This is a genomic window from Nonomuraea composti (assembly GCF_012034275.1).
In the GTDB taxonomy this organism is placed as follows: domain Bacteria; phylum Actinomycetota; class Actinomycetes; order Streptosporangiales; family Streptosporangiaceae; genus Nonomuraea; species Nonomuraea composti.
In genome coordinates, this window is the sequence record NZ_JAATEP010000002.1 from 150205 (window position 1) to 162796 (window position 12592).

Consider the following 12592-nt stretch of genomic DNA (forward strand, 5'->3'; position numbering starts at 1 on the left):
CTCCATGCGCGCGACAGGAACCGTGAACGCGGGATTCCAGCTGGGGCTCAACTCGTTCGGGGAGGTGGCGACGGACGGCGGGCGGGTGCTCGACGACGCCGGGACGGTGCGCCTGCTCGTGGCGGAGGCCCGGCTGGCCGAGGCGGCGGGGCTGGACGTCTTCAGCGTGGGCGAGCACTACCGGGAGGGGCACAACGACTCGGCGACCCCGGTGCTGCTGGCCGCGATCGCCACCGCGACCCGGCGCATCGGGCTCGGCACGTCCGTGACGGTGCTGAGCACGAACGACCCGGTCCGGCTCTACCAGCAGTTCTCCACCCTCGACGCGGTCTCGGACGGCCGCGCCCAGATCGTGCTGGGCCGCGCCTCCGCGGCGGAGTCGTTCCCGCTGTTCGGGTACGACCTGGCCGACTACGAGCGGCTGTTCGAGGAGAAGCTCGACCTGTTCCTGAAGCTGGAGCGGGAGGAGGAGGTGACCTGGTCGGGCACGGTACGGACGCCGCTCACCGGGCAGCGGCTGCACCCCCGGATGCGGCCGGGCGGCATCCCCACCTGGATCGGCGTGGGCGGCAGCCCCGACTCGGTGCTGCGCGCCGCCCGCCACGGCCTGCCCCTCATGATGGCCGTCATCGGCGGACGGCCCCAGCGCTTCGCCCGGAATGTCCGGCTGTACCTCGCGGCACTGGAACGTTCCGGCCACCCTGAGCTGCCGATCGGCCAGCACTCGCTCGGCCTGGTCGCCGACACCGACGAGGAGGCCGTCGAGACGTGGTGGCGGTACTGGCGGCCGGTCGTCGAGGCGCTCGCGGCCGAGCGCGGCTTCTACGCCCCGGACCGGGAACGGTACGAGGCCGAGCTGGAGCACGGCGCGCTCTTCGTCGGCTCACCCGAGACGGTCGCCCGCAAGATCGTCAGGGTGGCCCGCGATCTCCACCTGAGCCGCTTCGACCTCAAGTACGACATCATGCACCTGCCCCGCGACGTCCGTGCCCGCACGATCGAGCTGCTGGGCCGCGAGGTGGCTCCGCGCGTCCGCGAACTGCTCGCCGCGGAACCCTCCGCGAAACCCTCCGCAGAACCCGCCGTGGACCTCGCCGGGGAGACCGCGTGACCCCCGGTGCTGTCCGTACGGTCGGCATCCTCGGCGCGGGCAAGGTCGGCACCGTGCTGGCCAGGCTCGCCGTCGCGGCCGGCTACCGCGTCCTCATCGCGGGCTCGGGGCCGGCCGCGCGGATCTCCCTCATCGTCGAGATCGTCACGCCGGGCGCGGTCGCGGTGACCGCCGCCGAGGCCGCGTCGGAGGCGGACGTCGTGGTGCTGGCCCTGCCACTCGGCAAGCATCGCGGCGTCCCCGCCGAGGCCCTGCGGGGCAAGCTGGTGCTCGACGCGATGAACCACTGGCCGGACGTGGACGGGGTCCGCGACGACCTCACCGACCCGCGCACGTCCTCCAGCGAGATCGTCCAGGCGTTCCTGCCGCACGCCAGGGTCGTCAAAGCCTTCAACCACATGGGCTACCACGACCTGGAGGAAGGCGCCCGCCCCGCCGGCACGCCCGGCCGCCGCGCCATCGCCGTCGCCGGGGACGACCCGGACGACGTGGCGGTGGCCGCCTCGATCGTGGACGCCCTCGGCTTCGACCCGGTCACCGCCGGCCCGCTCGCCGAGGGCGTCCGCATGGAGCCGGGCACGGAACCGTTCGGCGCGAACGCCGGCGCGGCCGAACTACGCGCCATGCTGGACCGCTTCCCCGAGTCGCGGCGCGGCCGGGAGGTGCTTGGCGCGCGGGGCGGAAAGGTGCTCGGCTCGCGCGGCGGCGGTCAGGCCGCTTCGTAGGGGGTGCCGGTATGAGGATGCTCACCTCGCCCGCGGGCACCCGCAGGTCCCGCCCGGACTCCGTCAGGTGGTAGCTCCGCGGCGCCGTGCCGGCCCGCGAAGATCTCGCGCAGCACGAGGAAGGCCCAGTGGTCACCGAGGATCTGCAGGCCGCGCTGGATCACCGCGGCCGCGGCCCTGGCGGGCGACGTCACCGTCGTCATCGACAACGCCGGAGCCGGCGGCGCGAGCACGAAGCTGGTGAACCGCGAGCTGTTCGTCCCCGCACCCTGAAAAGTGCGGGGCGCGAACTTCTCGAGCCCGGCACCACCGCACCCGCGCGGTCAAGAACGCGGTCTGGCCCCTTCCTGCTCGTTCTCGACCGCGCCTGACCCGCCCCCGTCAGGGGTGACGGTCTCGCCCAAATGCTCGGCCACCCGCTCCAGGCCGTCCTTGATGAGCTGCCCGTACGCGTCGTCGGCCAGCGCGCCGATCCCGGCTCTGGCCTGCTGGAAATGCTCCCGGGCCCGATCGAGGTCACCCAGCCTGCGATAGCACTCACTCAGGTTCAGGTGCAGCGACGGATACAGGCCCGCCACCGAGAGCGGCACCCCGGCCTGCGCCACCTGCTCGTCGGTGACCCGCCCGGCGGCGGACAGCGCCCGCAGGTCCCACTCCAGCTCCTGGCGTACGTCATCCTGTACGTCGGCCATCGAGTGGGCGAGCACGCAGACGTGCAGGGGATCGCCCTGCTCGCCACCGATGTCGTCCCAGACCTGCTGGAACAGCTCGCGGGCGGCGTCCGGCCGGCCCTGGTGGTGATGTAACTCCACGCCATGGCCGATGCGGGTCAGCGTGGGATCGGCGGTCATCCGCGGCTCCTTCACCGTCGTGGTCACCGCGGTCAGCCTAGCTGTCCAGATGTGGATCATGCGGACCTTCGCGGTCAGGAGCGCGAACGACCCCCGCCGGCCGCGAGCCGGGTCCCGCCTCGCGAACCAGGTGCCAGTCGGCGTGGTCGAGGAGCATCCCGCACCCGGCCGCCACGGCCGTCCCGGTGCCGAGGGCCGCCAGCGCCGCCGGCAGCTCGCCGGGCCGTAACCGGGCGAGGCCGCGCGGGAGGGCGAGTGCGAGCATGACGGCGAACACCACCGCGTCCACCGGGACGGCCAGCCAGGTGCGCAGTTGCATCATCGACCAGAAAGCGGGCAGTACCACCGCCATCGTTGCGGCGCCTGTCCGTGTCGCGGCGCGCCAGGGGTGCCGCATCCTCCACCACCTCCCGCCCTCACCCGATTTAGTAAGTGATAGCGTAATAAATGTGGATGAGGAAACCTACCGGGAGGCGATGGCGCCGCGACTGCGGGCCGCGGTGCTGCGGCTCGCGCGGCGTCTGCGGGTCGATCGGGAGCAGTCGGCGCTGAGCAACAACAAGATCGCGGTGCTCAGCCATCTCGCCCGCGAGGGGGAGAGCACCCCGTCCCGCATCAGCCGGGACGAGCGGCAACATCCGCAGTCGCTCACCCGCGTGTTCGCCGAGCTGGCCGCCGACGGCCTGATCGAGCGCGTCGTGGACCCGGACGACGGCCGCCGCAGCAGGCTCCGGCTCACGCCGGCCGGCAGGAAGGCGTTCGAGGAGGACATGGCCCTGCGCGACCGCTGGCTCACCGCCGCGCTCGACGGCTTCACCCCGGACGAGCTGCGCCTCCTCGACGACGCCGCCCGGCTCCTCGACCGGATCGGAGCCCCTCGTGAGTCCTGAGCCCCTCGTGAGTCCTGAGCCCCTCAACCGGCCGGAGCGCCTTGTGAGTCCTGAGCCCGAAGACCGGCCTGAGCCCCTTGAGCGTCCCGAGCCCACCTGGGTGAAGCACGCGATCTGGTGGCGGATCTACCCGCTCGGCTTCGTCGGCGCCTTCCCCGAGCCGCCCACCGGCCCCGCCCGCCCCGGCGAGCACCGGCTGCTGCAGGTGCTCGGCTGGCTGGATCACGCGGTGGCGCTGGGCGCGTCGGGGGTGGCGCTCGGCCCGATCTTCGCCTCCAGCACGCACGGGTACGACACGCTCGACCACTTCGCCATCGACCCGCGCCTCGGCGACGACCGTGACTTCGACAAGCTCGCCGCGGCGGCCCACGAGCGCGGCCTGCGGCTCCAGCTCGACGGCGTCTTCAACCACGTCGGCCGCGATCATCCCCGCGTCCGGGAAGCGTTGCGGCAGGGGCCGGGCGGTGCGGCGACGCGCTGGTTCCGCAGCTCCGCCGACGAGCGGGGGCGGGTCCGGCTGGACACGTTCGAGGGGCATGACCAGCTCGTCGCGCTCGACCACGACGAGCCCGGCGTGCGCGCGTACGTGATCGACGTGATGCGGCACTGGCTCGACCGGGGCGCGGACGCGTGGCGTCTCGACGCCGCCTACCAGGTCCCCGCCGGTTTCTGGGCGGAGGTCCTGCCGGAGGTGCGCCGCGGTCATCCGGACGTCTGGTTCGAGGCGGAGGTCATTCACGGCGACTACGCCGCGTTCGTGGCTGAGAGCACCGCCGACACCGTCACCCAGTACGAGCTGTGGAAGGCGATCTGGTCGAGCATCGAGCACCACAACTTCTTCGAGCTCGACTGGGCGTTGCAGCGGCACAACGCGATGCTGGCCACGTTCGCGCCCGCCACCTTCGTCGGCAACCACGACGTGACCCGCATCGCCAGCCAGATCGCCGACCCCCGCCACCTGCCGCACGCCATCGCCCTGCTCGCGCTCCTCGGCGGCACCCCCGCCGTCTACGCGGGCGACGAGTTCGGCCTCCGCGCGACCAAGGAGGAGCGGGCCGGCGGCGACGACGCGATCAGGCCCGCCTTCCCGCCGCTCGGCCCTGACACGGTGGAGGCCGCCGACGCCGGCATCCTGCGGCTCCACCAGCGGCTGCTCGGGCTCAGGCGCCGGCATCCCTGGCTGCACCGCGCCCGCAGCCAGGCGGAGGTGCTGCGGAACCGGCAGTACGTCATCACGCTCGCGGCGGACGGCCATGAGCTCGGTCTCGCGCTCAACCTGGACGACGCCGAGCTCCCCCTTCCTGTCGCACCGATCCTGGACTCCGACGCCGCCACGGCGAACCTCGCCGGGGCGGTCGCGCCGCACGGCTGGGCCGTCATCTCCCCGCCGTGAGCGGGCGCGACCGGCATGTGAGACGGCCGGGCGGGGCGCGCCGCCGCCATGTGATGATCGTGCCCCTGGCGGGACCGTCGTGCGGGGGCTTTGCGAAGTGGCTGAGCGGGATTTCGGCTCCCGGTTGCGGGAGCTGCGCGCGCGGGCGCGGATGACGATCGAGGAGCTGTCGGACGCCTCAGGGGTGAGCGTCCGGGCGATCGGCGACATGGAGCGGGGCAAGGTCGGCTCACCGCAGCGCCGCACCGCCGAGGCGCTGGCCGACGGCTTGAAGCTGGCGGCCGACGACCGGGCGGAGTTCCTCGCCCTGGTGCGGCCCCGTCCCCGTGCGGGCGCGCTGGCCCAGCTTCCGGCCGCGCTGCCGGTGTTCACCGGCCGCCGCGCCGAGCTCCGGCAGGCGCTCGACCTCTTGGACCAGCAGGGCGAGCGGGCGCGGACCGTGGTGATCGGGGCGATCGGCGGGATGGCGGGCGTGGGCAAGACGGCCCTGGCCCTGCACTGGGCGCACCGGATCGCGGGCTCGTATCCGGACGGGCAGCTCTGGGTGGACCTGCGGGGTTTCGACCAGAGTGACCAGGTGCTGGATCCGGGGCAGGTCCTGGGCGGCTTCCTGCTCGCGCTGGGCGTCGCCGACAGCCGGATCCCGGCCGCGACCGAGGACCGCGCCGCGCTGTTCCGCAGCAAGCTGGCCGGGCGGCGGGTGCTGGTCGTCCTGGACAACGCCCGCGACAGCGAGCAGGTCCGTCCCCTGCTCCCCGCCACACCGGGCTGTCTGGCCATCGTCACCAGCCGGAACCAGCTCACCGGCCTCGCCGCCACCCATGGCGCGCGCACGCTGACCCTGGACGTCTGGACGGCCGCCGAGACCAGGGAGGCCCTGGCCCGCAGGCTGGGGGAGCACCGGGTGGCCGCCGAGCCGCAGGCGGTGGCGGAGATCTCGGAGCTGTGCGGGCACCTCCCCCTGGCGGTGGCGGTCGTGGCGGCCCGTGCCGCGGCCCGGCCCTCGTTCGCGCTCGCCGACATCGCCGCCGAGCTGCGCGCCGCGCACGGCACCCTGGACGCCTTCCACACGCCCGACGGGATCGACCCGCGCGCCACGTTCTCCTGGTCCTATCAGGCGCTCAGCCCTGCCGCCGCCCGCCTGTTCCGGCTGCTGGGCCTGCACCCGGGCCCGGACATCACGCTGCCGGCCGCCGCCTCGCTCGCCGCCCTGCCGGCCCGCCGGGCCCGTGCCCTGCTGGACGAGTGCACCGCCGCCCACCTGGTCACCGAGCACGCGCCGGGCCGCTGGCGCCTGCACGACCTGCTGCGCGTCTACGCGGCGGAAACCGCGCAGGAGCACGAGAGCGCCGCCGAGCGCAGGCAGGCGTTCCACCGGCTGCTGGACCATCTCCTGCACAGCGCGCACGCCGCCGACCAGATCATCTATCCGGTCGTCTCCACGCCCATCGAGCCGCCGCCCGTCCAGCCGGGCACGGTCGTGGACGTCTTCCACGACCGCGAGCAGGCGGCCGCCTGGTACAACCGGGAGCTGCGGGTCTTCTGGGCGGCGCAGCAGCGGGCGGAGCTCCTGGGCGGGTTCGACGTCCACGTGTGGCAGCTCGTCTGGACCACCGTGGACACCTTCATCGACCACGCGTGGTCCCTCGGCCGGGAGTCGCTGGCGTACCTGACCCGTGCCGCCGACGCCGTGCGCCGCGATCCCGGCGGAGAGCCGTACGCCAGCGCCGTCGTGGGCTGGGTGGCCCGGCAGGAGCACCACCTCGGCCGGTCCGGGGAGGCCAAGGAACGCCTGCGCGCGCTCCTGCGCGCGCCCGGCACGCTCGCCCGCCCGCTGGATCAGGCCCGCCTCCACCACGACCTGGGCTGGCTGCACGGCAAGCTCGGCGAGCACGACGACGCCCTCGCCCACGCCCTCGCCGCCCTCGGCCTCTACCGCGACGAGGGCAACCGGCCCGGCGAGGCCAGGGAGCTGGCCTCCGTCGCCTGGTACCAGGCTCTCCTCGGCCGGTACGACGACGCCCTCGCCCATGGCGAGCAGGCCGTCGCCCTCCTCGCCGAGCAGCGCATGACGGCCAGCGAAGCCTCGGCGTGGGACACCCTCGGCTACGTCCACCACCACCGCGGCGACCACCACCGCGCGATCGACTGCTACCGGCGCTCCCTCGGCCTCTACCGCAACACCGGCCGCTCGCACCTCGAGGCCGAGGTCCTGGAGCACCTCGGCGACACCTACCACGCGCTCGGCGACGCGAACGCCGCGGGCACCACCTGGCAGCAGGCCCTCGACCTGCTCATCCCGCTCGACCACTCCGGCGCCGACCGCCTGCGCGCGAAGCTCTCCGTCCACCCGGCGTAGGGCGCACCGGGCCGCTGGAGGCCCGGAGGCGCACCGGGCCGCTGGAGGCCCGGAGGAACGGTTTTCTGCCTCCGTTCTGCCTGGAGGCCGGCGCCGCCGGCTGCTTGGCTGTTCACATCGGCCGATGACGCCGCTGCCGGCCGATGCATCTCGCCATCCACGACGAACAGGCAGAACATGACCGACCACGTCCCCCTCGGGCCCGTCCTGGAGCCCGCCGCGGCCCGCTTCGCCGAGGCGACCGCGCAGCCGCCGTTCCTGTTCCAGCTCCCTCCGGAGGAGGGCCGCAAGGCCGTCGACGACGTCCAGTCCGGCCCGACCGCCAAGCCCGCCGTGGACGAGGAGTGGATCACGATCCCGGGTGGGCCCACCGGGCAGGTCAGGGCCCGCATCGTCCGCCCGGCGGGCAGCACGGGCGACCTGCCGGTGATCGTCTACATCCACGGTGCGGGCTGGGTGTTCGGCAACGCCCACACCCACGACCGGCTGGTACGCGAGCTGGCGGTCGGAGCGGACGCCGCCGTGGTCTTCCCCGAGTACGACCGGTCACCCGAGCACCGCTACCCGGTCGCCGTCGAGCAGTGCTGGACGGCGGCCCGGTGGATCGTCGAGGAAGGCGCCGGCAGGGTCCTGGACGCGGCCCGGATCGCGGTCGCCGGCGACTCCGTCGGCGGGAACATGAGCGCCGCCCTGACGCTGCTGGCCAAGCGGCGCGGCGGCCTGCCGCTGGTGCGGCAGGTGCTGTTCTACCCGGTGACGGACGCCTCCTTCGACACCGGCTCCTACGAGCGGTTCGCCGAGGGGTACTTCCTGCGCCGCGACGCCATGCGGTGGTTCTGGGACCAGTACACCACCTCCCCGCAGGAGCGGGCCGAGATCACCGCCTCCCCGCTGCGCGCCACCACGGAAGAGCTGGCCGGCCTGCCGCCGGCGCTGATCATCACCGCCGAGGCCGACGTGCTGCGCGACGAGGGCGAGGCGTACGCCGGCAAGCTGCGCGCCGCCGGGGTGCCGGTGACCGCCGTGCGCTACCTAGGCATCATCCACGACTTCGTCATGCTCGACGCGCTGCGCGAGACGCAGGCGGCCTCCTCCGCGATCGAGCTGGCCGCCGGCACGCTGCGCCGCGCCCTGCACGAAGGCTGAGCGGACGGCCACGACCGCCGTCCCGGCCACGCCCCCACCCCTCTCTTCCGAAGGACGGAACCATGTCATCGACTTCCGAGGCGTCCTACGCCCGTGACCTCGCCCAGATCGAGCAGGCGAACGCCTCCGGCCGGATCCCGGTCGTCTTCGTGCACGGCCTGTGGCTGCTGCCCACGAGCTGGGACCGGTGGGCGCAGGTGTTCGCCGAGGCCGGCTACGCGCCCGTCGCGCCGGGCTGGCCGGACGACCCCGCCACCGTCTCCGAGGCGAACGCCCACCCCGAGGTGTTCGCGCACAAGACCGTCGCCCAGGTCGCCGACCACTTCGGCGACCTGATCGGCAAGCTGGACCGCAGGCCCGCCGTCGTCGGCCACTCCTTCGGCGGGCTCCTCACCCAGATCCTCGCCGGGCGCGGCCTGTCGTGCGCCTCCGTCGCCATCGACCCCGCCCCGTTCCAGGGCGTGCTGCCGCTGCCGGTCTCGTCCCTGCGCTCGGCCGCGCCGGTGCTCACCAACCCGGCCAACGTCCACCGCGCCGTCCCGCTCACCTACGAGCAGTTCCGCTACGCCTTCGCCAACGCCGTCAGCGAGGAGGAGGCCCGGCACCTGTACGAGACGTTCGCCGTCCCGGCCCCGGGGGCGCCGCTGTTCCAGGCCGCGGTGGCCAACTTCAACCCGTGGAGCGAGACCAAGGTGGACAGCACCGCCGAGCACCGCGGCCCGCTGCTGCTGATCTCCGGTGAGAAGGACCACACCGTGCCGTGGGCCATCACCCACGCCTCCTACAAGAAGCAGGCCCGCAACGAGCACCACGTCACCGAGATCGTCGAGCTGCCGGGCCGCGGCCACTCGCTGACCATCGACAGCGGCTGGCGCGAGGTGTGCGACACCGCCCTCACCTTCGTCCAGCGCTTCGCCCACGCCTGACAGGAGCGGTCGCCCCGCACGGCCGCTCGCCGCCGTGAGAGCACTTCACGTGGACGAGCGCAGGGCCGCCCAGGCGGTCAGGCCGTCCTCGGTGAGCACGTGGTCGAGCCCGGTCACCGCCGCCCCGTGCAGGGCCCCGTCCCGGCCGAGGGCGGCGGGCAGCACGGGCGGCGGGGCCGGGCGGCGGAACCGCATGAGGCCGTCGGCCAGGGCGGCGGTGAACTCCGGCTCGGCCGCGGCCCGGAGCGGCTGCGCGAGGCCGCCCAGCGTGACGACGGCGGGATCGAGGGCGTTGACCAGCCCGGCGAGGCCGCGGCCCAGGCGGGTCGCGGCGCGGCCGACGGCGTCCCGCACGGCCGGGTCCGCCGGGGCTCGGGCCAGGGCCTGCTCGGCGTACGTGCGGGGGTCGCGGGGCGGGGGGTCGCCGAGGTGGCGGGCGATGGCGCGCCCGTCGACCTCCAGGTCCCAGCACCCGGAGGCGCCGCACGGGCAGCGCAGCCCGGGATCGCCGAACGGCAGGTGCCCGAACTCGCCACCCGCGCCCGTCGCTCCGTGCAGGGGCCGGCCGTCGAGGACCAGGGTGCCGCCGACGCCCACCTCCACGGTGACGTGCAGAACGGCCGCCGCCCCCGCCGCGACGCCGTGCCGCGCCTCGGCCAGCCCGGCGAGGGTGGCGTCGTTACCGACGAGCAGCGGGGCGGACGCGTCCCCGACCCGTGCGATCAGGCCCCCCGCGTCCCCGGTCGGGACGGCTGGGTCCGCCGCGTCCCCGGTCGGCGGGGCCGGAACCACCGCGTTCCCGGCCAGGGCGGCCAGGTCCACCGCGTCCCAGCCGAGGACGGAGGACTGGACGACGGTGCCGTGCCGCACGGTCGCGGCGACCGCCACGGAGATCGCCCGGACCCGCTCGCCGTAACGGTCGCGCAGGCGCCCGACCGCCCGCGCCACCGTCCCGATCACCCGCTCGGGCGCCCGGCTGTGGTGGGGGCCTCCGTCCGCGACGACGGGCCGGCCGTCGAGGGCCGCGACGGCGCAGCGCCAGTCCTCCTGCCGCAGGTCGACGGCGATCACGACGGGCCCTTCAGGGTGGGGGACGAGGACGCTGGTCGGGCGGCCCCGCGAGGCGGGGGCGGCGGGGGTCTCGGCGAGGAGGGCGAGGTCGCGCAGCCGGGAGGTGATCTCTGTGGCGGAGCCGGTGCTGAGGCCGAGCCGCCGCGCGACGGCCGCCCTGGTCACCCCCGGCTCGCGGCGCATCTCGTCGAGCACGGCCAGCGCGCCGCGCCAGCGGAGATCCGTGGCGCGCGCGGACCGGGAGCGGCTCCGTGCGGTTGCCATGCGTCCTTTTCCTTCCTTTATGCTCGATACACGAGTTTAATCGAAGGGGGACACCGTGCGACCAGATCTCACCGCGATCCGAGCGGTCCTGCTGGACATGGACGGCACCCTCGTCGACTCCGACGCCTCGGTGGAGCGGGCCTGGACGCTCTGGGCGAAGGAGTACGACGTCGACCTCGGCGCGGTGCTCGCCGTCGCCCACGGCAGCCCGGCGGCCCGTACGATCCGGCGGCTCCTGCCCGGCCTGGACGACGAGGAGGTCGCGGCGGCGACGCGGCGGCAGCACGCCCTGCAGTACGAGGACCTGGCCGACGTCACCGCGGCGCCCGGCGCGCACCCGCTGCTCGCCACGCTGGCCCGGCTCGGGCTGCCGTGGGCCGTGGTGACCAGCGCTGACGGCCGCCTGGCCAGGGCGCGGCTGCGGGCGGCGGCGATCGACGCGCCCCTGCTCCTGACGATCGACGACGTGCGGGCGGGCAAGCCCGACCCCGAGGGCTACCTGGAGGCCGCGCGCCGCCTGGGGGTGGCGCCGTCCGCCTGCCTGGTGGTGGAGGACTCCGAGCCGGGGCTGGCCGCAGGCCGCGCGGCGGGCATGCCGGTCGCGGCCCTGCGCGGGCTGCCCGGCGACCTGTCCCTGCCCGACCTCAATCGGCTGGCCGACCTGCTGCGGCAGCCGTGACACCGTTCCATCTGAGCGAGGAAGGCAGCATGTCCGATCACGTCACCCCGTTCCGGCTCGACATCCCCGAGGCGGAGCTGGACGACCTGCGCGAGCGGCTGCGGCGCACCCGCTGGCCCGAGAAGGAGACGGCCGGCGACTGGTCGCAGGGCGTCCCGCTGGGCTACCTGCGCGCGTTGTGCCGGTACTGGGCGGAGGAGTACGACTGGCGCGCCACCGAGCGGCGGCTGAACGCGTTCCCGCAGTTCAGGACGTCCCTGGACGGCCTCGGGGTGCACTTCCTGCACGTCCGCTCACCGCACGAGGACGCGCTGCCGATCGTCCTGACGCACGGCTGGCCGGGCTCGGTCGTGGAGTTCCTCAAGGTGATCGGCCCGCTCACCGACCCGACCGCCCATGGCGGGGACGCCCGGGACGCCTTCCACGTCGTCTGCCCGTCCCTGCCCGGCTACGGCTTCAGCGACAAGCCGGACCGGCCGGGCTGGGGCGTCGAGCGCATCGCCGATGCCTGGACCGCGCTGATGGCCCGCCTCGGCTACGACCGCTACGGCGCGGCGGGCTCCGACTGGGGCACGACCATCAGCACCCTCATCGGCCTGCGGGATCCGGCCCGCGTGGCCGGCATCCACCTCGTGCCGCCGCTGGCGGGCCCGGACCCGGCCACGTTCGGCGACCTCACCCCGGCCGAACGGGCCGCGATCGCCGACCTGGAGCGGGGTCAGGAGGACGGCGACGGGTACTCGCTGGAGCAGTCCACCCGGCCGCAGACCATCGGCTACGGCCTCGTCGACTCGCCGGCGCTGCTGTGCGCGTGGATCGTCGAGAAGTTCCGGTCGTGGACGGACGGCGAGGTGCTCACCCGCGACGAACTGCTCGACAACCTCATGTTCTACTGGCTGCCCGGCACCGGCGCGTCCGCCGCCCGGCTCTACTGGGAGAGCTTCAAGGCCGTCCAGCGGCTCTTCACCGCCGCGCCGACGGACCGGGTCACCGTCCCGACGGGATGCTCGATCTTCCCCGGGGAGAACCCGCGGCCGTCGCGGCGGTGGGCCGAGCGGCGCTTCACGAACATCCTGCACTGGAACGAGCCGGACAAGGGCGGCCATTTCGCCGCGTTCGAGCAGCCGGGCCTGTTCGTCGAGGAACTGCGGGCCTTCTTCCGGAAAGTAAGGTGAAC

13 protein-coding genes are annotated in these 12592 nt (G+C 74.3%); 9 read left to right on the forward strand and 4 right to left on the reverse strand.

All coding sequences use genetic code 11. The annotated features are described in order from the left end of the window. The first annotated feature begins 4 nt into the window (after window positions 1-4). Both HCN51_RS03515 and HCN51_RS03520 read left to right on the forward strand, forming a co-directional pair. Complete coding sequence (locus tag HCN51_RS03515) at window positions 5-1111, forward strand: LLM class flavin-dependent oxidoreductase (protein ID WP_168006703.1); 1107 nt, start codon at window positions 5-7, stop codon at window positions 1109-1111. Continuing rightward, window positions 1108-1836, forward strand: a complete 729-nt coding sequence (locus HCN51_RS03520; protein WP_168006705.1) for an NAD(P)-binding domain-containing protein — start codon at window positions 1108-1110, stop codon at window positions 1834-1836. Before HCN51_RS03515 ends, HCN51_RS03520 begins: the two co-directional genes overlap by 4 nt. Here HCN51_RS03520 and HCN51_RS57965 read toward each other — a convergent pair. The 3 genes from HCN51_RS57965 to HCN51_RS03535 all read right to left on the reverse strand — a co-directional run bounded on the left by HCN51_RS57965 (window position 1821) and on the right by HCN51_RS03535 (window position 3039). Next, window positions 1821-2039 (reverse strand): hypothetical protein, encoded by a 219-nt coding sequence (locus HCN51_RS57965; RefSeq protein ID WP_206066522.1) that lies wholly within the window; start codon window positions 2037-2039, stop codon window positions 1821-1823. The two genes, HCN51_RS03520 and HCN51_RS57965, sit on opposite strands and share 16 nt — an antisense overlap. Window positions 2040-2159: 120 nt before the next feature. Next, window positions 2160-2687 carry a tetratricopeptide repeat protein gene (locus HCN51_RS03530; protein WP_168006707.1) on the reverse strand — a complete coding sequence of 176 codons (528 nt, stop codon included), beginning with the start codon at window positions 2685-2687 and terminating at the stop codon, window positions 2160-2162. A 37-nt stretch (window positions 2688-2724) separates the two neighbouring features. Next, complete coding sequence (locus HCN51_RS03535; protein ID WP_168006709.1) at window positions 2725-3039, reverse strand: hypothetical protein; 315 nt, start codon at window positions 3037-3039, stop codon at window positions 2725-2727. Between the two features lie 97 nt (window positions 3040-3136). On the opposite strand from HCN51_RS03535, the gene HCN51_RS03540 reads away from it, so the two are divergent. The 5 genes from HCN51_RS03540 to HCN51_RS03560 all read left to right on the forward strand — a co-directional run bounded on the left by HCN51_RS03540 (window position 3137) and on the right by HCN51_RS03560 (window position 9401). Then, a complete protein-coding gene (locus tag HCN51_RS03540) occupies window positions 3137-3577 on the forward strand; it encodes a MarR family winged helix-turn-helix transcriptional regulator (protein ID WP_080037615.1) in 441 nt (146 codons plus the stop codon). A 100-nt stretch (window positions 3578-3677) separates the two neighbouring features. Then, on the forward strand, window positions 3678-4970 hold the full coding sequence (locus HCN51_RS03545) for an alpha-amylase family protein (protein WP_346433518.1): 1293 nt from the start codon (window positions 3678-3680) through the stop codon (window positions 4968-4970). 97 nt (window positions 4971-5067) lie between these two features. Beyond that, window positions 5068-7329, forward strand: coding sequence for a tetratricopeptide repeat protein (locus HCN51_RS03550; protein ID WP_168006713.1), 2262 nt, complete (start codon window positions 5068-5070; stop codon window positions 7327-7329). A 177-nt stretch (window positions 7330-7506) separates the two neighbouring features. Further along, window positions 7507-8475: an alpha/beta hydrolase gene (locus tag HCN51_RS03555; protein ID WP_168006715.1), complete on the forward strand. Its 969-nt coding sequence runs from the start codon at window positions 7507-7509 to the stop codon at window positions 8473-8475. Between the two features lie 62 nt (window positions 8476-8537). After that, window positions 8538-9401: an alpha/beta hydrolase gene (locus tag HCN51_RS03560; protein WP_168006717.1), complete on the forward strand. Its 864-nt coding sequence runs from the start codon at window positions 8538-8540 to the stop codon at window positions 9399-9401. Window positions 9402-9446: 45 nt separating this feature from the next. On the opposite strand, the gene HCN51_RS03565 is transcribed toward HCN51_RS03560, so the two are convergent. Beyond that, window positions 9447-10736: an ROK family transcriptional regulator gene (locus tag HCN51_RS03565; protein ID WP_206066523.1), complete on the reverse strand. Its 1290-nt coding sequence runs from the start codon at window positions 10734-10736 to the stop codon at window positions 9447-9449. 55 nt (window positions 10737-10791) lie between these two features. On the opposite strand from HCN51_RS03565, the gene HCN51_RS03570 reads away from it, so the two are divergent. Together HCN51_RS03570 and HCN51_RS03575 are read left to right on the forward strand one after the other, a co-directional pair. After that, window positions 10792-11415, forward strand: a complete 624-nt coding sequence (locus HCN51_RS03570) for an HAD-IA family hydrolase (protein ID WP_206066524.1) — start codon at window positions 10792-10794, stop codon at window positions 11413-11415. Window positions 11416-11444: 29 nt separating this feature from the next. Then, on the forward strand, window positions 11445-12590 hold the full coding sequence (locus HCN51_RS03575) for an epoxide hydrolase family protein (RefSeq protein ID WP_168006719.1): 1146 nt from the start codon (window positions 11445-11447) through the stop codon (window positions 12588-12590). Window positions 12591-12592 lie beyond the last annotated feature (2 nt).